Annotated in this window: 19 protein-coding genes and 1 pseudogene; 9 read left to right on the top strand and 11 right to left on the bottom strand. The window is 42.5% G+C overall.

The window, feature by feature from the left end; translation table 11 throughout:
- Positions 1 to 122 precede the first annotated feature (122 nt).
- The 4 genes from CZ367_RS10105 to CZ367_RS10125 form a co-directional block, all read right to left on the bottom strand.
- Entirely contained in the window at positions 123 to 1580 is a 1458-nt protein-coding gene (locus tag CZ367_RS10105) for a TrkH family potassium uptake protein (RefSeq protein WP_077196762.1), read from the bottom strand.
- A gap of 31 nt (positions 1581 to 1611) precedes the next feature.
- Positions 1612 to 2952 (bottom strand): Trk system potassium transporter TrkA, encoded by a 1341-nt coding sequence (trkA, locus tag CZ367_RS10110; RefSeq protein WP_077196763.1) that lies wholly within the window; start codon positions 2950 to 2952, stop codon positions 1612 to 1614.
- 27 nt (positions 2953 to 2979) lie between these two features.
- Positions 2980 to 4911, bottom strand: a complete 1932-nt coding sequence (dxs, locus tag CZ367_RS10115) for a 1-deoxy-D-xylulose-5-phosphate synthase (RefSeq protein ID WP_077196764.1) — start codon at positions 4909 to 4911, stop codon at positions 2980 to 2982.
- Between the two features lie 901 nt (positions 4912 to 5812).
- Entirely contained in the window at positions 5813 to 6523 is a 711-nt protein-coding gene (locus CZ367_RS10125; protein ID WP_077196766.1) for an IS66 family transposase, read from the bottom strand.
- A 250-nt stretch (positions 6524 to 6773) separates the two neighbouring features.
- On the opposite strand from CZ367_RS10125, the gene CZ367_RS10130 reads away from it, so the two are divergent.
- Positions 6774 to 7337 carry an RNA polymerase sigma factor gene (locus CZ367_RS10130; protein ID WP_077196767.1) on the top strand — a complete coding sequence of 188 codons (564 nt, stop codon included), beginning with the start codon at positions 6774 to 6776 and terminating at the stop codon, positions 7335 to 7337.
- Between the two features lie 102 nt (positions 7338 to 7439).
- The gene (locus tag CZ367_RS15550; protein ID WP_154669328.1) at positions 7440 to 7595 is read left to right on the top strand and encodes a hypothetical protein; all 156 of its coding nucleotides are present in this window, start codon (positions 7440 to 7442) and stop codon (positions 7593 to 7595) included.
- A 16-nt stretch (positions 7596 to 7611) separates the two neighbouring features.
- On the opposite strand, the gene CZ367_RS10135 is transcribed toward CZ367_RS15550, so the two are convergent.
- Positions 7612 to 8685 (bottom strand): DUF4435 domain-containing protein, encoded by a 1074-nt coding sequence (locus tag CZ367_RS10135; RefSeq protein WP_084793508.1) that lies wholly within the window; start codon positions 8683 to 8685, stop codon positions 7612 to 7614.
- A 13-nt stretch (positions 8686 to 8698) separates the two neighbouring features.
- Positions 8699 to 9523, bottom strand: a complete 825-nt coding sequence (locus tag CZ367_RS10140; protein WP_077196768.1) for an AAA family ATPase — start codon at positions 9521 to 9523, stop codon at positions 8699 to 8701.
- Positions 9524 to 10081: 558 nt separating this feature from the next.
- Here CZ367_RS10140 and CZ367_RS10145 point away from each other — a divergent pair.
- Together CZ367_RS10145 and CZ367_RS10150 are read left to right on the top strand one after the other, a co-directional pair.
- Entirely contained in the window at positions 10082 to 11380 is a 1299-nt protein-coding gene (locus CZ367_RS10145) for an L-cysteine desulfidase family protein (protein WP_077196769.1), read from the top strand.
- A gap of 147 nt (positions 11381 to 11527) precedes the next feature.
- Complete coding sequence (locus CZ367_RS10150) at positions 11528 to 12076, top strand: hypothetical protein (protein ID WP_077196770.1); 549 nt, start codon at positions 11528 to 11530, stop codon at positions 12074 to 12076.
- A 197-nt stretch (positions 12077 to 12273) separates the two neighbouring features.
- Here the strand turns inward: CZ367_RS10150 and CZ367_RS10155 are convergent, their stop codons facing one another.
- Positions 12274 to 13287 (bottom strand): aspartate-semialdehyde dehydrogenase, encoded by a 1014-nt coding sequence (locus tag CZ367_RS10155; protein ID WP_077196771.1) that lies wholly within the window; start codon positions 13285 to 13287, stop codon positions 12274 to 12276.
- A gap of 121 nt (positions 13288 to 13408) precedes the next feature.
- On the opposite strand from CZ367_RS10155, the gene CZ367_RS10160 reads away from it, so the two are divergent.
- The 3 genes from CZ367_RS10160 to CZ367_RS10170 are packed head-to-tail and all read left to right on the top strand — an operon-like array spanning position 13409 to position 17093.
- Entirely contained in the window at positions 13409 to 15538 is a 2130-nt protein-coding gene (locus CZ367_RS10160; RefSeq protein ID WP_077196772.1) for a cation:proton antiporter, read from the top strand.
- Entirely contained in the window at positions 15535 to 16218 is a 684-nt protein-coding gene (locus tag CZ367_RS10165) for an ABC transporter ATP-binding protein (protein WP_077196773.1), read from the top strand. Before CZ367_RS10160 ends, CZ367_RS10165 begins: the two co-directional genes overlap by 4 nt.
- Before the next feature lie 17 nt (positions 16219 to 16235).
- Complete coding sequence (locus tag CZ367_RS10170) at positions 16236 to 17093, top strand: CvfB family protein (protein ID WP_077196774.1); 858 nt, start codon at positions 16236 to 16238, stop codon at positions 17091 to 17093.
- A 98-nt stretch (positions 17094 to 17191) separates the two neighbouring features.
- On the opposite strand, the gene CZ367_RS10175 is transcribed toward CZ367_RS10170, so the two are convergent.
- Complete coding sequence (locus CZ367_RS10175; protein ID WP_077197426.1) at positions 17192 to 19129, bottom strand: leucine-rich repeat domain-containing protein; 1938 nt, start codon at positions 19127 to 19129, stop codon at positions 17192 to 17194.
- A 230-nt stretch (positions 19130 to 19359) separates the two neighbouring features.
- Here CZ367_RS10175 and CZ367_RS10180 point away from each other — a divergent pair, with 230 nt between their 5' ends.
- Positions 19360 to 20175, top strand: a complete 816-nt coding sequence (locus CZ367_RS10180; protein ID WP_077196775.1) for a transposase — start codon at positions 19360 to 19362, stop codon at positions 20173 to 20175.
- 86 nt (positions 20176 to 20261) lie between these two features.
- Positions 20262 to 20372: pseudogene (locus CZ367_RS10185) on the top strand (HNH endonuclease); the annotation flags it as partial.
- 102 nt (positions 20373 to 20474) lie between these two features.
- Here CZ367_RS10185 and sucD read toward each other — a convergent pair.
- The 3 genes from sucD to CZ367_RS10200 all read right to left on the bottom strand — a co-directional run bounded on the left by sucD (position 20475) and on the right by CZ367_RS10200 (position 23894).
- Complete coding sequence (sucD, locus tag CZ367_RS10190) at positions 20475 to 21347, bottom strand: succinate--CoA ligase subunit alpha (RefSeq protein ID WP_077196776.1); 873 nt, start codon at positions 21345 to 21347, stop codon at positions 20475 to 20477.
- Between the two features lie 31 nt (positions 21348 to 21378).
- Positions 21379 to 22512 carry an ADP-forming succinate--CoA ligase subunit beta gene (gene sucC, locus CZ367_RS10195; RefSeq protein WP_077196777.1) on the bottom strand — a complete coding sequence of 378 codons (1134 nt, stop codon included), beginning with the start codon at positions 22510 to 22512 and terminating at the stop codon, positions 21379 to 21381.
- A gap of 374 nt (positions 22513 to 22886) precedes the next feature.
- The gene (locus tag CZ367_RS10200) at positions 22887 to 23894 is read right to left on the bottom strand and encodes a 2-oxoacid:ferredoxin oxidoreductase subunit beta (RefSeq protein ID WP_077196778.1); all 1008 of its coding nucleotides are present in this window, start codon (positions 23892 to 23894) and stop codon (positions 22887 to 22889) included.
- Between the last annotated feature and the right edge of the window lie 13 nt (positions 23895 to 23907).

The following is a 23907-nucleotide window of genomic DNA, read 5'->3' on the forward strand; positions in this document are numbered from 1 at the left end:
AAAACAAACGAAAAGAGCCAAAATAAGGTGCAAAGACGAAGAAAAGCATTACATCTAAACGCTTTAAAAAGCCTTTGCGGGCTAACGACCGGTTTGGGTTTAACCCAAAATCGGTTTTGGGCTTAATGTTCTTTCCAAAATGATGGAGTGAAGAGTACCAAAACGGTGAACAGTTCTAAGCGACCTACGAGCATTAAGAGTGAACCTATCCACTTAGCAAAATGAGGCAATTCATTCCAAGACATTGTTGGACCAATTTCCAATCCTAAGGTTGGTCCAACGTTGCCTAAGCAACTCAATGTTATGGTAACAGCATTCGTTGAATCTATTCCTGCTGCAATCATTACAAAGCCACAAACAAAAACCAAGAACAAATACATTCCGATGAAAGCAAGCAGTGTAACACGTTTAGACATCTCAACGTTGTAGCCATCTATTTTCATAGGCAACACAGCGTTAGGGTGCAGGATTTGTCGCATCTCATTCCGTACAATCTTAATCAACATCACACCACGCATACTTTTAATACCACCACTCGTTGAGCCCGAACAAGCGCCAAAAAACATACAAGCCGCCAAGACTACCCACGTTACGTGTGGCCATTTAGCAGCATCATCGCTGAAAAGACCAGTTGTAGTGATAAACGATACCACTTGAAATACCGAACTGCGGAAAGCATGTTCTACATCATAATTGTTCTTGAAAATAAGTTCGAGTGCAATGAATATTGTAAAACTTGCCACTAAAACTGTATAAAAGCGAAATTCACTATTATGGAAGAATTGTTTAAACTTTATGCCTGCTACCGAAGTATAAAGTAAGGTGAAATTCACACCCGAAAGAAAGCAAAACAGCGTACATACGTATTCTTCAGCAGGAGATTTGAAGGTCATAATAGAACCGCTTTCTGTAGCAAACCCACCCGTAGCGGTACTGGTCATCGAGTAATTGAACGCATCAAACCACCCCATTCCACACGCTTTATAACTCAATATACAAGCAGTAGTAAGAATGAAATAAACAGCCCATATACCTTTGGCACTTGTACTTAATCGTGGGTGCAATTTGCTCTTTATAGGACCTGTGCTCTCGGCTGCAAATATTTTTACTGAGCCCCCCATTAATGAAGGCAAAATGGCAATGGTGAAGAACACAATTCCCAATCCTCCAATCCATTGCGTTAATGAACGCCAAAACAAAAGCCCCTTGGGCAGATGTTCAGGAAAGTCGATTACCGTTGCCCCTGTAGTGGTAAAACCCGACATCGTTTCAAAGTAAGCATTCGTAAACGAAGGAATATACTTACTGATAAGGAAAGGCAGCGTACCATAAAGTGAAAAGAGTATCCACGAAATGGTTACAAGAAAATAGGCATCGCGTCTACTAATGCTATTGTTGGTATGACGTCCTAAAAAACGGAAGATAAATCCTGAGCTTACTGTGATGAGGATTGTCCAAACAAACGACATCACATCGTCTCCTTGATACATCAAAGCAACTATCAAGCAAAGGCATAGGAGTGTGGCCTCTATCCACAGCAGCGAACCTATAATCTTTGAAATGGTTTTTAAATTAAGCATTGCTCATTTATACTAAAAGGTAAAGGAAGTATTAATTGAACAATTGTTCAATCTTCTTCTTATTTACGTTATGGCAGAATGTCACAACAATATCGCCAGCTTGTATTTGTGTATTACCCGAAACAAGCATACCTTCATCGTGACGCACCAATCCACCAATGGTCATACCACTTGGCAACTTGATGTCCTTTATAGGCTTCTGTGTTATCTTCGAACCCTCCACTGGTATAAATTCTGCCACATCTGCATTCACAGCCATAAGGAAACGCACATTGTCCACATTGGCATCTAACAGCATCTGATAAATATAGCCTGCCGCAATAGCTTTTTTATTGATAATCGTACCTATATCCAAGTTTGCAGCCATATCTACATAGTCGAAATTTTCTACAGATGCAATTGTCTTTTTTATACCAAAGTTTTTTGCCGCCATACAAGCCAAAATATTGGTTTCTGCATTTGGCGTTACAGCAACAAAGGCTTGTGTGTGTCTGATGCCTTCTTCCTCTAATAAAGCCATATCACGTCCATCGCCGTTGATAACGAGCTGGTCTTCATCAAACATTTCGTTCAAGTATTCACAGCGTTCAGCATTGCGTTCTATTACCTTTACGTTCATATATTCGGGTATCATCTTTACCGAGCGCACGGCCGTACGACCACCGCCCATAATGATAACATCCTTTACATCTACATAATTTTCCTTACCTGTAATTTTTCTAATGTAAGGTATATAGTTCTTTGTGGTCATAAAGTATGCCAAGTCGTTCGACTTCAAACATTCGTTACCACCAGGAATAATCGTTTGGTCTTCACGCTTAATTGCTACAACGTGATAAGGGTCGGTTGGTCCACTTATATCTTTAAGTGGCTTGTCGAGAATTTTACAATTCTGTCTTAGCTTTATTCCCAATAACACAAGTGCCCCTCCGTGTACATCCCATCGTTGTCTTACCCACGACATCTTTAATCCGTTGATGATGTCCTTTGCAGCCAACATCTCTGGATAAATAAGACTATCCACACCCAACTTCTTGAAAAACTCTTGATTGATAGGTTCCATATATTCAGGATTATCAATCTTTGCCACCGTTCTTTTTGTTCCAAGATGGTGAGCCATCGTACAAGCTGTTATGTTGTCAGCTTCCTTTGGAGTTACAGCAATAAAGAGGTCTGCTTTCTTTGCTCCAGCTTCTTTAAGTGCTTTAATGCTTGTACACTTAGCCTCCATTGTCATTAAGTCGTAGTTAGACCCAATGGCTTCCAAGTTTTCTGCAACCTCATCTATAAGAATTATATCGTAGTTGCTTCTTGAAAGGAGCTGTGCCAGATAAGTGCCTATGGCGTATGCGCCAGCAATAATTATCTTCATACCTTCTATTACTTACACTTCGAAGTCCTATTTCAGACTATTTCTTATTTCTTGTTTTATGCTTTCTATATCTATTTTGCAGATGGTGCGAAGCTGTTGTACCGTGCCTTGTTCTATGAATTCATCGGGCATTCCCATTCGTTTGATGGTTGGTTTAAATCCATTGTCGCCCATCCATTCCATCACCGCACTACCTAAGCCACCATTACGCACGCCGTCTTCTATGGTGATAATCTGCTCGTAGGTTGTCCCCACTTCTTTTAATATCGCCTCATCTAATGGTTTCAAGAAACGCATATCGTAGTGTGCCACCTGACCTTCGCAACTATTAGCAGCCTCAAGGTCGGCTATGGCTTTCTGAACATCGTTACCTAAAGGGCCAATGCTCAATACTGCCACCTTTTTCTTATCGTTTTTACTCAATACACGTTCACATAGCTTGCGTCCTGTTCCCACCTTTACTTCTTCTAATGGGCAACACCAATCCACCAAAACGCCATTGCCACGTGGATAACGTATAGCAAAGAAGCCCTTATCAGGCAACTGTGCCGTGTACATCAATCTACGTAACTCGTGCTCGTCCATAGGCGAAGCTATCGTAATATTAGGTATTGGGCGAAGGAAAGCCATATCAAAAGCTCCGTGGTGGGTTGCTCCGTCCTCGCCAACCAAACCTGCACGATCCAAACATAGCACAACAGGTAGATTTAAGATGGCTGCATCGTGAATAATATTATCGTACGCACGCTGCGAGAAAGCACTATAAATATTACAGAAAGGCTGCAATCCGTCTTTTGCCATACCTGCCGAGAAGGTCATAGCGTGTCCTTCTGCAATACCCACATCAAAAGCACGGTCGGGCAACTCTTGCATCATAATATTCAGCGAACAACCTGAAGGCATTGCTGGCGTAACGCCCACAATACGAGAGTTTTGTCGAGCCAACTCTACAAGCGTATGTCCGAACACATCTTGAAACTTCGGAGGCTTGTTTGCTGTATCTTGCACAAGACGCATACCTGTAGCGGGGTCAAACTTACCAGGAGCGTGCCACACCGTAGCACTCTTTTCAGCTGGTTCGTAGCCTTTGCCTTTTACGGTATGAAGGTGGAGCAACTTTGGGCCTTTCATATTCTTTAGTTGACGCAATACTCGCACCACTTCCTTCACATCGTTACCATCAAAAGGTCCGAAATAGCGAATGTTCATTCCCTCAAAGAGGTTTTGCTGTTGCGCTATAGCCGACTTTATAGCGTTGTTTAGACGAATGATACCTTTACGGCGTTCATCGTTCAATACCCCCTTAGCGTGCAACCATTGTGAAGCTCTGAAACGTAAGTTGTTGTAAGTTTCGTTCGTATCAAGGTTTAAGAGGTACTGTTGCATACCTCCTACTGCACGGTCAATCGACATATCGTTGTCGTTGAGAATGATAAGCAGGTCGTTGGGCTTTGACGATGCATTGTTCAGTCCCTCAAAGGCCAACCCGCCACTCATAGCCCCATCACCTATAATGGCTACAACGTGGCGTTCAGGGTGATGTGTCATCTTTGCAGCAACAGCCATTCCTAAGGCTGCCGAAATAGAATTTGAAGCGTGTCCACACGTAAATGTGTCGTATTCGCTCTCCTTGGGCGATGGGAAAGGCATCAATCCATTGAGCTTACGATTTTCCGAGAAACGTTCTCTGCGTCCCGTCAATATCTTATGTCCATAAGCCTGATGGCCTACGTCCCACACAATCCTGTCTTCTGGAGTTTTAAACACGTAATGACAAGCCACTGTAATCTCTGTGGCACCAAGGCTTGAAGCTAAGTGCCCAGGGTTTACAGCCACCTCTTCTATGATATTCTCCCTCAGCTCGCTGCACAATTCAGGTAGCTCGTCAAGCTCTAATTTGCGCAAGTCGGTAGGAGCTTCTATTTTGCTTAGTAGTTTGTATTTTTTCTCGTTCGACATTATAAAGTAATGTAGATGAATGATTGCAAAGGTACACCAAATAGATTGAACGGCAAAATAAATACCACCTATTTTATAGGGTTGGGTGCAAACACTTCATTTATTATCAGAAAGGCACAGACAAAAAAAAGAGAGCTCATCATCACTGATTCGCCCTCTCTCTGTTATAACGAAGCATTGATATGTAAGATAAGTTTTATCTATACACACTAAACTCATCATCACTGACTTGTTTTGCTTCTTTCTAAGTATTTTTGAACAGTATTCTCTCTTTTGCTGTCCTACTCAGATATTAACATCAGAAAAAAAATTAAAAGGATTTTTAAATCTATTATAGGAACATTTTACTTCTTCTCTATACTGGGCAAAGCCTATACCTTGCACCATTATATGTATGGTGGTAGCTGTCAAGACTGCTGTATGTTCTATATTGAAAAGAGATATTTGTCATTCTTTTTCAAAACTTTTTAAATTCCTTCAATAGCTTTTTGCTCCTACATCAATTGTAACAGAGCCGTTTTTTACCTTTAGGCTGGTTCTATAAATTACCACCGTATATAGTCATTAAATTTTTATGAAATGCGTTTTGTTATCTTTTGGCTTCTTTTTAGTTCAAAATGTAAGTTCGTTCAGTCGTGTAGCCCGCTACACTCCTTCACTCTTTTGCATTTTAACCTCAAAAATAAGCTCAAAATCTAACAAAGCTAATTTATAGAACCAGCCTTTAATTTTATGCATTTATTCCAATAAATGCAGATGTTAAAAAAAACTTGCCTGGAAAAAGAAAAAATAATAAATTTCTGAGAAAAAATAGAATTTTTGATAAGCTTTTACTTACTTTTGCATTTTAATAATACCTATGTAACTACTCAGTACCCCTATAGAAATAGGTATGCTGCCTTTACCCTTGCAAATTAGCAAGGGCGAGCAGTACGTCAAATTTGGAATTGCCGTTTTTCTTGGCGGTGTCAGTCACCGAATGCAGTTTCATGTAGATGTTAGCACCAGCGTCTGTTCTGAAGCAACCACTTACTTTCTGCTTGACTTTTATGTTCCTCACGCCTCTCTCACTGGCATTGTTGTCATATGGAACTCGCTTATCGGTGAGGAAGGTGAAGATGTAGTCATGGCATTTGTAGAGTCCTTTTTTCAAGGCGTTGAAGTCCTTGTGTAAGTGATTGGTGCTTTCTTCAAGCAGTCTGTCGAGCCTTTCGTAGAAACCGGCTGCAGCCTTTTTGACTTTCTCCATCGTCTTGCTTTTCCTTAGGTGAATCGCATCCTGCAACAACTCCGTAAGTCTCGTTGACCATGTCTGGTTCTTATCCAGGTCTGTGAGATATTGTATGTTCCTCAATAGATGCGCAATGCATACCTGATGTCCTTTGACGTTCAGCCTGAAATAGGTACTGTGCCTGTCCGTCACGAGCGTGACATCAGGAAGGTCGTTGGGGAAATGCTTCCTCGTTGCGGCCTTGCCGCGGGATTTGTCCTGGAAGAGATAGGTGAGATTGTCGTTCTGGAAGACCCATGCCCAATGGTGCTCCCCACCGACGTACAGCCCAGTCTCGTCGGCGCCAGCGACTTCGGCCTCTTCGATACGGTNCTGATACATAGGCGAATAAGCGTACTTTTGCTACCATCAAAAGGTATTTCCCATCCTCTCGGGCAGCCGTTCGTTTACTATTTGGAGCGGTTAGTTTTAACACTTCGGATTACTCTCTGATGGATTTACCATAGGGGTACTGAGTAGTTACATACCTATATGATGTAAAGGCATACCCGAACCTTGCGCATTGTAGCGTGTATTATTGTAAGACTAAAACAGACAAAAAATGAAATAAAATTTTGCGAGAACGACACTAATGCGCACGGAGAGGAAGTATAAAGAACTTGAAATTGTGGAGATGTTCGGCTATAATCAAAGTATGGCGATGGACGTCTTCTACAACGAATTTAGCTCTTATCTTTATGCTATTTGCCTGCATTATATGGCTGATAACGAGACTGCAAAAGATATTTTCCAAGAGGTTCTTATCCGCATCTTTGTTAATATAAAGCATTTTAAGTACCGTAAAGAAGGCTCATTAAAGGCTTGGATAACAAGAATTGCCATCAATACATCGTTAGAAGAAGTAAGACACAGCAACGCCATAACAACATTTTTGTTAGATAGAGACATTGTCGACTTGCCAGAGACTGAACCCGAAGTGGCTGATGTGCGTGAGGAAGCTCTACTCAGTATGATACGAAAACTACCAGAAGGCTACAGAACTGTATTCAACTTGTACGTGATAAAAGGGTATTCGCACAAAGAAATAGCAGAAATGTTGAACATCAAGCCCGACACTTCTGCATCTCAATACCACAAAGCAAAGAATATGTTGGCGAAAATGATAAAAGACTATAAAACTAAGCAAAGACACTGAAAGAAAGGGCAGATAGCCTAAGAAAAAAATAGGCAACTATAAAGAAAAAAGCACCCAAAGGCATACTTGAAAAAGTAAAACAAGAAATGCTTCAACAACAGGGTGCTGAAATTGCTTCTCCCAAAAGACGAGCAGTCGGACCAGTCAGACCAGTCGGACGTGTCAGACAAGTCCGACTGGTCTGACACGTCCGACACGTCTGACTGGTCCGACTGGTCCGACTGGTCTGACGACCGATTTGGGTTAAAGTTGTATTAGAAAGGCAATCACAGCATTATTCTATTGTTGCAGTAAGTACAGACGTGTCGATGCTATCATCGGCCACGTCTTTTTTTGTTTCCACTCTTTTGTCGCTCGTTGGATTGAGAAAGGCTTCTAAGTCAGCCTTCAATCGTTGGCAAGGTTCGGAGCTAAAATAACCCACGTGTCTGCGCAACATAGGCACTATTTCTTCTGTGCTGTGACTATAGCTCGACAGTTCGTTGCGCTTCTGTACCACGTGTACGGCATTGCGTTGAATTTCGTCTTCTCTATTGGCTATCAACTCATTGCATACTTTGCGCAATGCGGGTATCACAACATTATCAAACAAGTGATGACCTTGTACATAGAGGTAAGTAGTTTGCGGTGTTACGCCTAATAGCTTTATCTCGTCTTTCAGTTTCAGATAGCTTTCCTTTGCATTAGGGTAATCGTGGTGAAACTGTTTTATCTTTCTTGCCACTCGTTGGCGCATTTTTTGAATATTCTGAAAAGCAGTATCAAACGAGAAATGTCCCACTTCTACAATCCTATTGTAATCGGAAATGGTAAATCTGCCGTAGATACTCTTTCTGTAAAACCATATACTCCAGACAAAAAGCGGAAAAATGGCTTCGCTATATGCACGTAGATACGCCTCAAAGTCGAATATGGCTTTGTCGTTCAGCGTAACGGCCACCGTCACATCGTGCAGACTTGGCGCATAGCATTGCAGGTTTTCGATGGCGTAAGCGTAGGTATGGAACACAAAGGGGTTGTGGTTCACTTCACGCGAAACGGGGGTAGTGTCTTGCAAAAGATAATCGTAGTCGGCATCTACACAAGCTATCATACTTTCGCCCACGTGACTCGATAGCAAGTTCATTAATACCGACTTTTTACCCTTTGTAAGGTTGTGGCGCGAGGGGAGCATCACTTCAAAGTAGCGGCTTTCGTTTTCAAATCCGCTCAATACAGTTCGCCAAAAATAAATATCATCGTATGCCTCAACGTAAGCCACAATCTTCTTTCGTGCCGCTTTACCATTTAGGCGATTAGCAGCCTCGAAATAAGCCGACGAAAGATTGTCTTTTAATCGTTTCCCCATAGCTCTCCCTTATTTAGTCCTCTTCCTCTGTTATCTCGTTCACCTCCGTTACGTGGTCTACCCACCCGTCCATAATCACGGCAGGGCTATGTGTGGTAAGTATGATTTGCACCTGTGGGTTGAGCTTTATAATGAGGTCTATCAGCTGTTTTTGCCATTCCACGTGCAAACTCACTTCGGGTTCGTCCATAAACAATACATAGGGCTGACGATCTTGTACAAGCACGGTGAGCAGAATAGCCAATATTTGTTTCTCACCGCTCGACAATTGGTAGGGGTGAAGCGTTTCGCCAATCTGTGCAAAACGTATCTCGTTTTCGGTACGCACAATCTTTTTGCTTGTCTCTTGAAAAAGGTTGTCTATCATATCTTGGAACAACTTTTTAGGAGCTGAAAAGGCTTGGGCTTTTTCGGCTGCATCGGGTGCCCCACTTTGCAATACCTCTATGATTCTATTGCCTATATTTACCTGATAGTCAAGATATTTTCTTTGCAACTGAAACAACTGCCAATCCAATTCGGTAGTAAGATTTAAGTCGGCACGATTGATGCTTTCCACGTTCATTAACGGGCGGTCGAACGAGCGTATAATGTCGTATCTTATCCATTTAGCATCCTCAGGAATGGCATTGATACGCACACCTTTTATCAAGTGACTTGGAAACTCTCCGCCTTGCGACAATACCTTTGTCACCTTATTTAGTATAGTGCTTTTGCCCACACCATTCACACCGCTAAGAATGTTCACTTGGCGATCCAACTTCCATTTTATGTGCTTTTTACCAGCCCACAACGAGTCTATTTCTATCTCATCTATGTATTCAGCGTATTTCTGCATAGCCCTTTATTTTGTTTTTCGCAAATATAATGCTTTTCTTCCAACCTACCATAAGTTTCTGTGGGTTTCTTTTGCTATTTGTAGCAATGAGGTATATAATAAGGTGAGGTTTAGGCTTCGGGGGCTACATTTTGTTGTTCTATTTTTCCTTGCTCGGTCTTTCTAAAACCATAGACCCATCTATTGGCTGTAAAACATATATGTTTGGCAGTGCCAAAGTTCAACTTTGACCGTGTAAAACATATATGTTTTGGAGGGTGAAACATATATGTTTTGGAAACGATTTGTAAGTGTTTGTCTTTCAATGGGTTATATTTTGCAATTTAACGCTTGAAGGTTTTTACAAGATTGTTCTATTTTTCCTTTTCCACTTCTTTTGCGCTCTTGTTCTATAGTATGGTTTTATACGTGTTCGTAAGTGTTTGCTTATAAAATATGGATAATCTTTCTGCTTGATAAGTTTAAAGTCTGTTTTCCTACAACTTTTTCTTTTATTTTTCTTTCGTTTTGCTAAATTTTGCTTACTTTTGCACGTACAACTACTAATTTAATAATGCAATGTTAGAGAAAAACATACGCGAACAAATCATTGATTTAATTCATCGACAGGTAGTACCTGCCGTTGGATGTACTGAACCTATGGCGGTAGCTCTTTGTACCGCACGTGCAACTGAGTTGTTGGGACAAAAACCTGAAAAGATTTACGCACACTTGTCGGCTAATATTCTTAAAAATGCAATGGGTGTGGGGATCCCTGGGACAGGTATGATAGGTTTGCCTATCGCTATTGCCTTGGGTGCGCTTATCGGAAAGTCGGAATATCAGCTTGAAGTGATAAAGGACTTGAACCCTGAGTCGCTCGAAGCAGGTAAGCAATATGTAGCTGAAAACCATATCGATATCAAGCTAAAAGAAGGAATTACCGAGAAATTGTATATCGAAATGATATGCGAGGCTGGCGGAAAGACAGCTAAGGCGATTATTTCGAAGACACATACCAACTTCATTTACGAAGAAGCAAATGGCGAAGTGGTACTCGATAAGCAGGTAAGCACCGAAGGTGGGGCACAAGCAACTACTGAAGACATACGATTGAACCTTAAAATGGTGTGGGATTTTGCAACTACATCACCTTTGGACGAGATTGATTTCATTCTTGAAGCTAAGGAATACAATATGCGCGCTGCCGACGAGGCGCTCAAAGGCAACTATGGCCACTGCGTGGGTAAAACTATGGACAGACCATTGAGTCGTGGTATTTTCGGTAACAGCATTTACTCGCACATCATCTCTAAAACTGCTTCGGCTTGTGATGCACGTATGGGTGGTGCAATGGTGCCTGTGATGAGCAATAGCGGTTCGGGTAATCAAGGTATTTGTGCTACCAATCCCGTGGTAGTGTTTGCGAAAGAAAACGAAAACACACCAGAAGAATTGGTGCGTGGCTTGATAATGAGTCACCTCACAGCTATCTATATTAAACAGAATTTGGGTACATTGTCAGCACTTTGTGGCTGTATAGTAGCCAGCACGGGCTCAAGTTGCGGTATCACTTACCTTATGGGCGGAAGCTATACCAACGTGTGCTATGCGGTGAAGAATATGATTGCCAACCTTACCGGTATGGTGTGCGATGGTGCAAAACCAAGTTGTGCGCTTAAAATATCGTCAGGTGTATCTACGGCAGTTCTATCGGCTATGCTCGCAATGGAGAACCGCCACGTAACAGAGGCTGAAGGTATTGTTGATGCCGATGTAGACCAGTCTATCCGTAACCTCACCAACCTTGGTAAGGACGCTATGAACTCGATGGACGATATGGTATTGGACATTATGACAAGCAAGAGGAGCTGCTAAACAAAGGTGGGCTGAAAGAATAGTGAAGGTTCGTTTGCAAAGTGCAAGCGAACCTTTGTTTTATTTCGTAAATTCAATGCTTTTTCGTAATTTTGTCGGGCAATTAGGGTTAAACATTGAGGTTCTACCCATAAAAACTGATAAACGATGAAACCAAACATAAATACACTGAAATTTGAGTTAATCTTTAAGAAAGATTTGAACGAGTATTTACGCTCGCACGATAAAGTGGACGAGCGTTTTCCTGAAGCTCCCGACTTGGAAGAGTTGTGGGACAATATTGCACAAGCCTATCTTCTCGATGCAATGCGCGAGTTTAACGATTATCCTACAGTGGCTCTCGGCTGGATAATGTATGTAGGTATGGCAGTGGCAAAGTATTGGGACGAAGACTGGGAAGTGTATAGCAAGGTGGAGAACCTTTATGTTTACCTGCGCGATAAGACCGATTTCGACCACACAGACGACTATATTCGTGAGAAAGTGTTGCTGCTTTCCAAGGCTGAGGCTGATGACTTGGAACGCTTAGTGGGCGAGTGTGCAGCGCGAACCTATAGCCAGTTGCGCCGTTTGCACGTTGGGCCCAGTACGCCAGAGGCATATCACGCCTTTGTAGCTGCACTCCATCAGCTTTATCTCTTTGGTGTAGCAGTAGAGCTAAAGGCATTGGGTTATCGTATGACAGCTATCAATTAACCCAAATCGGTCATTCGACCAGTTTAGGTGCTTACTTTATTATTTTTTTGAATGCTTGTTGGTTATGAGTAGGAAGCGTATATTTGAAGTAATTACAAGGTAGTTTTGTCGGACGGGTCGGACTTGTCAGACTTGTCAGACTTGTCTGACAAAACTATAGAAAATAAAGGTAATAATTTATAGAACCAGCCTATATTCTATTTTATATTGCCCTTGGCTATCAAGTATTCGGCTATTTGCACTGCATTGAGGGCTGCACCCTTGCGAATTTGGTCGCCTGTGAGCCACAGCGTTGTACCGTTTTCGTCTGCTAAGTCCTTGCGCACACGTCCCACATAGATGTCGTCCTTGCCAGCACTCTCTAACGGCATAGGGTAAACATAGTTTTGAGGATCGTCGACGAGAGTTACGCCTGCGGCTTCGCTCAATGCTTTGCGAATGTCGGCAACAGCCAATGGCTTTTCGGTCTCGAACCATACTGCCTCGGAGTGGCTACGGAGCGATGATACACGTACACAGGTAGCACTGGTGCGAACGTCCGAGTGCATAATCTTTTGTGTTTCGTAGAACATCTTCATTTCCTCTTTGGTATAGTCGGTTTCGGTCATCTTGTCTATCTGAGGTATGACGTTGTATGCCAATTGGTGTGGAAACTTCGCGATAGTCTTTGCTTCGCCCGTTGCCAAGATTTCTTTGTACTGCTGTTCCAATTCAGCCATTGCGGCTGCACCTGCACCCGATGCACTCTGATAACTGCTGATGCGTATGCGCTTGATGTGGCTAAGTTTCTCAATAGGGTTGAGTACCACTACCATCATAATGGTGGTGCAGTTGGGGTTGGCTATGATATTGCGTGGTCGGTTCAAAGCATCATCGCCATTGATTTCGGGTACTACCAATGGAACATCTTTCTCCATACGGAACTGGCTCGAATTGTCTATCATTACAGCTCCGTGCTTGGTAATTGTTTCTGCAAATTCAGCCGATGTACCACCGCCCGCACTGGTGAAAGCGATGTCCACATCCTTGAAGTCGTTGTTATGTTGGAGTAGTTTTACTTCGTATTCCTTACCTTTAAATGTATATTTCTGTCCTGCCGAACGGCTCGATCCGAAGAGTACGAGGTCGTCCATAGGGAAGTTTCTTTCAGCCAATATGCGCAAGAACTCTTGTCCTACGGCACCGCTGGCACCTACTATTGCTACTTTCATTATCCTTTGTTCTATTCTAAATATGTATGTTACGTTGTGCAAAAATACAAAAAACAATCTACTAACTCCCCATAACCCACAACTTTTTGCTATCTTTGCAAATATTTAAACAATAACTACGATGTTCAGTTTTACCCAATATTTCCCCATAACCGACCCAACGCTGATTTTCTTCGTGGTGTTGGTGGTGATACTTTGTTCGCCGCTTATTATGAGTAGGCTGCGCATTCCCCACATCATTGGTATGGTGTTGGCAGGTATTCTTGTGGGCGAATATGGATTAGGGCTGCTGAAACGTGACGCCTCTTTCGAACTATTTGGCAATGTAGGACTTTATTACATTATGTTCCTTGCAGGTTTGGAAATGGATATGGAGGGGTTGAAGAAGAATAAAGGTAAGGTGGGCACGTTCGGTGTGCTTACTTTTCTTCTCCCATTTGTGCTTGTCTTTCTTATGGCAGTGTACCTGTTAGATTTCCACCCTAAGTCGGCATTGCTCTTGGGTTGTATTATGTCGTCCAATACGTTGATAGCTTACCCCATTGTAGGGCGTTACGGACTGACACAACATCAGAGTTCTACGCTCAGTGTTGGGGCTTCTATGCTCTCACTCATCTTTGCACTCATCATAATGGCAACCATTGTCAATTCGTTTCACGGGGGTGGGGGAGCTGCATTTTGGGTGTGGTTCATTTTAAAGTTTGCCCTTTATATTTCAGGGCTTGTGTATGGCATTCCGCGCATAACACGGTGGTTCTTGCGAAGATATTCTGACAATGTTATGCAGTTTATCTTTATTCTCGGCATACTTTTCTTCTCTGCAGTGCTTTCACACGCCATTGGGTTGGAAGGTATATTGGGTGCATTCCTTTCGGGACTTATTTTGAACCGCTTTATTCCACGCCTTTCCCCCTTGATGAGCCATATAGAGTTTACGGGTAATGCGCTTTTCATACCTTATTTTCTCATCGGTGTGGGTATGCTTATCAATGTGCGCTTGCTCTTTGAGGGAGCAAATATCATTTGGATGGTGGTTTGTATCACCTTTTTTGGTACGTTCGGAAAGGCGATGGCTGCCTATTTGGCAGGCTTTTTGTTTCGCTTGCCCAAGGTTTTCTCTAATATGCTATTTGGCTTGACTTCAGCTCACGCCGCTGGCGCAATAGCTATGGTGATGGTAGGGCGTAAGTTGGCACTTGCTCCCGATGTATATCTCTTTAACGATGAGGTGCTGAATGCCATCGTGATGATGATACTTTTCACTTGCATCATTTCAACTCTGATAACCGAGAGGGCAGCACAAGACATTCGTCTGATGAAGAAGGAAGAGCCCGAAATGGTGCGCATAGATGGCGACGAGCGTATTCTTATCCCTGTGAAGTATCCTGAATATGCAGACAACTTGCTCGCTGTGGCGATGATGATGCGCAACCCAAAACTAAAACGTGAAATTGTGGCACTCAATGTGGTGTACGACGATGTGAATGCAGTGAAAAATCAAGAGGAAGGACGTGAACTCTTAGAGCATTTGCAACGACAGGCCAATGCCGTAAACATACCTATGGTAACACAGGTGCGCATAGCTGCCAACATTGCCAATGGCATTAAACACGCTTTTAAGGAGTTTCAAGCTTCGGATATTGTGATGGGATTGCACGCTCAACATAGCATTACAAAGGGCTTTTGGGGACAGTTCACACAGAGTTTGTACAACGGACTGAACCGCCAAATTATCATTACACGCATTGTGCAACCGCTCAATACCATTCGTAGAATGCAAGTGGCAGTGCCTTCACGTGCAGAGTTCGAACCAGGGTTCTATCGTTGGTTGGAACGATTGGCACGCATTGCAGACAATATAGATTGCAGAATAGTGTTTCACGGACGCAAAGATACGCTGCAATTGATTAATGTTTTCATTCGCAATCGTCATGAAGGAGTGAGGGCTGAATATGCCGATATGGAACATTGGAACGAGCTTCCACGATTGGCAAAGGAGGTTAAGGAAGACCATTTGTTTGTGATTGTAACGGCTCGCAAGGGAACTATATCGTACAAAAACGCTATGGAGCGTATTCCTGACGAGGTAAATCGCTTCTTTAAAGGTAAAACGCTAATGATTATTTTCCCCGACCAATATGGCGAAAGCATCGACCATATCACCCTCGCACAACCACTTCACACAGAGGAACAGACTGCGGTTTATGATGTGGCTCGTAAATGGATATATAGCAAATTCAGAAGAATATGATAGACATAAAAGGTATAACAAAGAGCTTTGGCTCGCTGCAAGTGCTGAAAGGCATCGACCTGCATATTAATAAAGGTGAGGTGGTGAGCATCGTTGGACCATCTGGAGCAGGCAAGACTACGCTGCTTCAGATTATAGGCACATTGGATAAGCCCGATAGTGGTTCGATAATGGTAGACGGAATAGAGACCTCTAACCTGTCAAAGAATAAGTTGAGCGAGTTTCGCAACCAACATTTGGGCTTTGTATTTCAGTTCCATCAGCTCCTTCCTGAATTTACTGCCATCGAAAACGTTATGATGCCAGCCTACATAGCAGGGGTAAAGCCAAAGGAAGCACGTGCGAAAGCCGAAGAATTGCTCCATTTTATGGGGTTGTCTGATAGGGCTACACACAAGCCTAACGAGCTTTCTGGAGGCGAGAAACAACGTGTGGCAGTGGCTCGTGCATTGATAAACAATCCGTCGGTGATACTTGCCGACGAGCCTTCGGGTAGTCTTGACACAAAGAATAAGGCAGACTTGCATCAGCTGTTCTTCGACTTGCGCGACAAATTTGGGCAAACTTTCGTTATCGTAACCCACGATGAGACGCTTGCAACACTGACCGACCGCACCATACATCTTAAAGATGGACTCATTATCAATGATGAAAAACCATCGGAAACAACAACAATTTAGATTTAGAACAAAGAGTTATGGCAAAACTACATATAGGCGAATACAACACACTTACGGTGCTAAAAGTGGCATTGCGTGAAGGTAATGGCGACCCATTCGGACTTTATCTTGATGGAGGGCGTGAAGGAGAAATTCTGATGCCTCAAAAGTATGTACCCCAAGAGGTAGAGATAGGCGACGAACTACGAGTGTTTGTTTATCTTGACCAAGAAGAACGACCCATTGCAACTACCGAAACTCCTTTGGCAACTGTGGGCGACTTTGCTTGCTTAGCGTGTTCGTGGGTGAATGAATATGGAGCTTTTCTCAATTGGGGATTGACCAAAGACCTTTTCTGCCCCTTCCGTGAACAAAAGAAACGTATGCAGATAGGCGAATCGTACATCGTTCACGTACATCTTGATGAGGAAAGTTATCGTCTTGTGGCATCTGCAAAGGTAGAGCGATACTTCAAGGAAGAGCAGCCAACGTATAAGGTTGGGCAGCCTGTAGACCTCCTTGTATGGCAAAAGACCGACCTCGGGTTTAAAGTGATTGTAGACAACAGTTATGCAGGCTTGGTGTATGAAGACCAAGTGTTCCAATATCTTCATACAGGCGACCGAGTTAAAGGTTATATCCAAATGGTCAGACCTGATGGGAAGATTGACTGCAGATTGCAAAAAACGGGTCAAAAACACGCAGAAGACTTTGCTGAAACCCTTTTGCAATACCTAAAAGACAACAACGGCATGTGCGATTTGGGCGACAAAAGCGATGCTGAAGACATTAAACGTCGCTTCCAAGTGTCTAAAAAGGTGTACAAAAAGGCTGTGGGCGACCTCTATAAGCGACATCTTATTACCATCTCTCCGCTAAGCATCAAGTTGGTTTAAACCCAAATCGGTCGTTAGACCAGTCAGACCAGTCAGACCAGTCGGACTTGTCTGACACGTCCGACTGGTCTAATGACCGATTTGAGTTTATGCCGTCATTAGTTCCACAGTTTGATTGCTACATCGCCTTGACGAATAATGATAATGCCCTTTGTTTGCATTTCGATAGTAGCTTCTCCGTCAGCATCTGTCGTTCCTGTGGCGATAAGAACTCCAGCTGTGTTGTATATACGATAAAGTTGCTCTGCCTGAAGACCTTGAATAATGATTTTTCCATTGTGTTTTACCGCCTGCATTGACCCGATTTCAACATTCGAAATACCATTATCCACAGTGTAAAGGGCTGCTAAGAGACCATACTGATTGGCTTTGAACGTGCTGTTGGCTATCTCTTCACCATTCAACATAGTCTTTACCAACTTATAACCCTTCATCGGTGTAGCCTCAACCTTAACTTCTTTTCCCTTTTGTATAGGTGTCCACTCTGCAATAGTGTTGCCTTCTACCGTTGTTCTTAATGTTCCATTGGCATTTTCCTCAAAGCGTAGGCGCACAGTGTTGCAACCTGTATTGTCGCCTGTTACATTTGTCGCCCAATTCTTATTAGTTATGAGTGATGGGTCGAATGTTGTAGAGCCAGTGTTACCATACAGTCTAATATTAGCTTCTTCTGCTTTTTCAGCTTGTGGAAGGGTGAACAGAATGTCATTGATAGCACAAGCGTCCAATTGGTTTTGGTCTAAGTCTATGCTACGAATATTCTTGTTCTTCGAGATGTCGATGCTTGTAATTTTGTTACCCGACAAATCAAGCTTTTTAAGGTCAAGGAATGGGGCTATATCAATGTTTGACAGATTGCTATTTTCCATATCCAAGGTTTGCAACTTTGTATTTTCACTTAGATTAGGTAGACCTTCAAACTTATTATGCCCCGCACGAAGGATAAGCAAATTAGGATTTTTGGTAAGGTCTAATTCGGTCAAATCCATACCCTCAACCGACAATACATCGAGTTTAGGGTTCATATTGGTACGCAATTGTCCCACCTTGTTATAACTACCATAAAACTCTTCCAAGTTGCCAAGGTTGCTAAGGTCAATGGCTGTGAGCTTGTTGCCCGATACCCATAGTTCTTTTAATTTTGGCAGATTGGTCAGATTAAGACTTGTAATCTTGTTCATAGCTACGTCTAACACCTTCAGGTTGTCGTTCTTGCCCAAAGTAAACGAAACCAAATTGTTGGATTGTGCTCTGAAGATCGACAAGTCGCCATATACTTTTATTACTTTTCCTGCCTCAACCTCTAACGTTACCGAACCTACCATATCTTTTCGGACGTTATAAACTTGCTTTTCGCCATTGTTGTCAATCTCAACCGACTGACCATCTTTCACACCTTGCATATTCAGCGTGAGGTTCAAAGGTAGATACTCTTCCTCTTCTTCATCATATTTACCTTTAGCTGTAGGGTCTATTTGGAAAGTAAAGTTGGGCGTTGCTTCAGGCGTTTCCACTGTAGGCTCTTTGTCTCCATTTTTTACACAATATATCATAGCTTTCCACCCTGGCATATTAGAATTGCAATAGAAAGCCACCGAGAGTTCTCCGTTTGGTGCTTTCGAACTCACCACAATAGGTTTGCCTGCGTTTTCAGCCTTGATTGTAGTATTAGGCTGAATATCTTTTGGCCAACTATAATGGTATTCCCCGTCTTCGTCAGGACCGTTAAAAAGCGTAACAAGTCCGTCGTAAATGCGCAATTCATCAATCTTGTCAAATTCTACTTTCTCAAAGACAATGGTAATATGCGAGTCGGAATTGCGAGGCTTCAGCCTACAAAGCGTGTACATATAGTTTTCTAACATATTACCTTTAGGTCCTCCAGCGTCATAAAATTCCTTTGGCTTCCCTTGCTCTATTTCGTAATCATAGTAAGGACCGTCTTGCGAGGGTTGCCAAATCATTCCAGCACTTTGAGCATAGCTTGTAACAATGCTCAATACAAACAGTGTAAGTGTAAAGTACAATTTTCTCATATCCAAAAGTTTTAGTTTGTTTAAATCAAAAAATAACATTATCTACGATAATATTGCAAATATAAAGAATATAACTTACATTCCAAAGACTTTTCTACCTATTTTTTCACATTACGCACAGTATATCTTGTTTTCTGCATCTTTATTTATAGAACCAGCCGTCAATCATTTATATCTCATAAGTAGACACACAGCTCTGTTCTCCTGTCGCTCATTCTTCTTTTTCCGCCATCGTCATATTGCGCTGCAGCTCTACCGAGTTGCCACTTGCAGAGGGTTTTGTTACTCTTCAGTCTTTAATTATGAACTCATTGATGTTTCACGAGCGTGAATTATTCGTCAATGAGAACACAGATGAACAATACAATGGCTTTCGTAGTCGTCGCTGGTATAGTCATGGCTTTGAGTTTTCTCTTCGTATTCCCCGTAGCCGTAGTGGTAATTTCTATCCTGTGCCTCTTGGACTAATATGTAATGAGAGTGAGGAACGCGCTCGTCTGTTCAATCTTCTTTATACTAAGGGGCTCACAACAGAGCAGATAGGCGATATATCTGAGTGTGTCCATAGTCGTTCCTACAGCAAACAACAGGTTTCCTATTTGGCAAACAGTTGTCGTGATGATGTTGACTGTGTGGCACATCCCAAGCGCCAGGTTATCAACAGTGTTGCCCACAAGGACAAACCCACCATCGCCAGTGAACTCTCAGAAGTCTTCCGTATGGAAGATAACAGTGGGGATTCCTTGTGGGGATACGAACATTTTCTTACTTTTGTAGGCAGATGGGAAAAGAAGTATCCAACCCTTAAGAAATATAAGGCAGAAAGAAATATGGCATACTTCACCTATATGGACTTCCCGAAAGAAGTGCAAAGGTGTATATACACAACAAACTGGATTGAAAGACTCAACAGAAAGTATAAGAGGACTATCAACATGAGAACATCTATGCCATCAGCACAAGCGGTCATCTTTCTCTTGGGGCCCGTAGCAATGGAGGAGACTAAAAGTGCTTACAGAAGAAAAATATACCAATTCAAAAGTTGAGAGAAAATAAAGAAAATGGAAATAACAAGGATAAAAGGGAAGAATAGCTTACACACTTTTAAGGGCAGTACCAACATTTCAAGTTAGAGGAGATGGAAGCCGACCACATCATTCCGTGGCATAAGGGCGGCAAGACCGAGAAAGACAACTGCCAAATGCTTTGTATGAAATGTAACAGAACAAAGTCGGGGAAGTGAATGTTTTGTATGAGATGAAGTATAACAGAATAAAGTTGAGGAAATAAATAAAGGTGCGTCCTTCACAGGGCGCACCTTTATTTATGCTATGGCTTGATAGGATTACTTACCAAGCTTTTGTTTCAAAAGTTCTGGGATTTCGTGAGTTTCACGAGCTACTGGAATACCAGCTGCTTCGAATGCTGCTACCTTTTCTGCTGCAGTACCTGAACCGCTTGAGATGATAGCACCAGCATGCCCCATCTGCTTGCCCTTAGGAGCTTCACGACCTGAGATGAAAGCTACAACAGGCTTTGTAACATACTGCTTGATGTATTCAGCAGCACGCTCTTCAGCATCACCACCGATTTCACCGATGAGAGCGATAGAGTCTGTTTCAGGGTCGTTCTGGAACATTTCGAGCAATTCTTGGAAGTAGAGACCTACGATAGGGTCACCACCTACACCGATTGCTGAAGATTGTCCCATACCTGCTGCTGTAAGAGATGCAACAACCTGATAAGTCAATGTACCTGAACGGCTGATAACGCCAGTCTTACCCTTCTTGAAAATGTTGGTAGGCATAATGCCGACCATACTTTCTTCAGGAGAAATCAAACCTGGACAGTTAGGACCGATAAGGTTTGCACCCTTAATCTTGATGTAGTTGTAAGCTTCTACTACGTCGAGTGTAGGTACACCTTCTGTGATACAAATAATCAATTTGATACCAGCATCAGCAGCTTCGAACATGGCATCCTTAGCGAATGCAGCTGGAACGAAGATTACAGATGTGTTAGCGTTGGTTGCAGCAACTGCATCACGCACTGTATTGAATACAGGGATGCCAGCAACTTCCTGACCAGCTTTGCCAGGTGATGTTCCGCCTACAACGTTGGTACCATATTCTTTCATCTTGGTAGCGTGGAAACTACCGTCACGACCTGTAATACCTTGAACGATAAGTCGTGTATCTTTGTTAATTAAAATACTCATTGTTTTCCAAAGTTTTTAAAAACGGATAAAATTACTTGCAGAGGTCTACTGCCATGTGACCTGCTTCGCTCATTGTTGTAGCAACGTGGAACTTAGTGCCCTTGAGCAACTCACGACCTTCGTTTTCGTTAGTACCTGTGAGGCGGATAACGATAGGCATATCGGTTTCGATGAGCTTGAATGCTTCGATAAGACCCTTAGCAACGTCATCGCAACGAGTGATACCACCGAAGATATTGATGAGAACCACCTTAACGTTCTTGTCTGAAAGGAGGAGCTTCATTGCTTCAACAATCTTTGTTGGGTTAGAGCTACCACCAATATCGAGGAAGTTTGCAGGATTGCCACCATAGAGCTTAATCATATCCATTGTAGCCATAGCAAGACCAGCACCGTTTACCATACAGCCGATTTCTCCACCGAGGTTAACGTAGCTGAAGCCCTTATCTTTAGCTTCTTGTTCTTTCTTCTCGTCTTCTGTTGGTTCGAAGAGCTCGAATACGTCTGGGTGACGGAAGAGCGCGTTGTTATCGAAAGTCATCTTTGCATCGATAGCAACAACTTCATCGTTACCTGTGATAACGAGAGGGTTGATTTCGGTCAAAGAAGCATCCTTTTCAACGAAAAGACGATAAAGCTTTTGGAACAAAGGAGCAGCCTGCTTAACATACTTCATATCATCGAAGAGTGCGAATGCAGCCTCACGTGCCTTAGCATCTGTCAAACCAACAGTTGGGTCGATAGGGAGCTTAACAATCTTCTCTGGAGTTTCCTTAGCTACTGTTTCAATATCCATACCACCCTCGCGACTGAGCATAAAGATTGCTGACTTTGACTTACGGTCAGGAAGAATACTCATATAGTATTCTGACTTAATATCAAGAGCTTCGCAAACAAGCACTCTGTCAACGATAAATCCCTTAATATCCATACCGAGGATATTACCAGCGTGTGTGCGTACTTCGTCGACATTCTTTGCCAACTTCACACCACCAGCCTTACCGCGACCACCTGTGTGCACTTGTGCCTTGATAACGGCAAGTTCTACACCCAGTTTCTTGAATGCGTCAACAGCTTCTTCTACTGTACGGCATACGAAACCTTTTTGTACGGGAATCCCATAACTTGCAAAAAACTCTTTTGCCTGGTATTCATGAACTTTCATAGTAAATGTAATTAGTTATTATAACTTCTTTTTAGATAGTTTTTAAATATATTTCTGAACTAACGCTTTTCGATTATAGTATTGGAAAATACACAATGTTAAGTTTTTATGCATACACATCTATTCTTTAAAGAACGTTGCTTGTGCCATTGCGGTATTCTTGGTACTACCTTGCTTATTTCGGCAACAAATTTACAAAAATGATTTTATATTGTAAAACTCTTTTCGTCTAAATAAGAAAAATCTCTTTGCATACCTTTTATAAAGATAAATACTGCAAGTTGATTTTTGACGGTTAAAACCAAAAAAGGACACATCCTATCGCAATAGGACGTGCCCTCACACTTAACATAATCTATTTTTTCTCATACTATTTACTTCACTTCCCAAATATCGTTTGTTTCGAGGAGTTCAGCAAAGTTGTGATAAGGCTTCTTTTCCTTAACTTCTTCAATCTGAGCCCATACAGCTTCGTTGTATGTAGGAGCTTCTACATCACGAATAACACCCAAAGCTACAGGGAAACCGTGTTCGTTGTCCATCATTGCCAACTTGAGGTGCAAGGTGTCATCAATGCAGTGTGCATCGTGTACGAGGATGTCTTCCATCTTCACACCATCTTCACCAATCTTTACAACCTTCAAGCCGAAACCTTCTTGAACAAGACCGAACTCTTTGTTTTCACCGAATACCAATGGTTCGCCGTGACGAACGTAAATAGCATTCTTTGCGCGACCTTCTTTGTTGTACACTGAATCGTGGCAACCATCGTTGAAGATTACACAATTCTGAAGAATTTCGCAAACTGCAGCACCCTTGTGAGCGTGAGCAGCCTTAAGGATAGCGATAGTTTCAGGTGCATCGGTAGCCACACTACGTGCAAAGAACTTACCACGCGCACCGAAACACAACTCTGCTGGACGGAATGGGTCTTCTACACTACCATAAGGAGTTGACTTTGACACAAAGCCACGTGGACTTGTAGGAGAGTACTGTCCCTTTGTAAGACCATAAATGCGGTTGTTGAGAAGAATGATGTTGATGTCGATGTTTCTTCTCATCGCATGAATGAAGTGGTTACCACCAATAGCCAATCCGTCACCGTCACCTGAGATTTGCCATACTGACAATTCTGGGTTTGTAATCTTCACACCTGTTGCGATAGCAGCTGCACGACCGTGGATAGTCTGCATAGCGTAGGTGCTTACATAATAAGGCAAACGGCTTGAACAACCGATACCTGAGATAACGGCAGTTTGGTGTGGAGGGACACCAATCTCAGCCATTGCTTTATGGAAACTATTTAGATAGAAATGGTCGCCACAGCCAGGGCACCATCTTGGTTGACCTTTCTTAAAATCTTTATCTGTTAACTGAGTCATCTTGATTTCCCTT

This window comes from Prevotella ihumii, from assembly GCF_900155655.1.
Lineage (GTDB): Bacteria > Bacteroidota > Bacteroidia > Bacteroidales > Bacteroidaceae > Prevotella > Prevotella ihumii.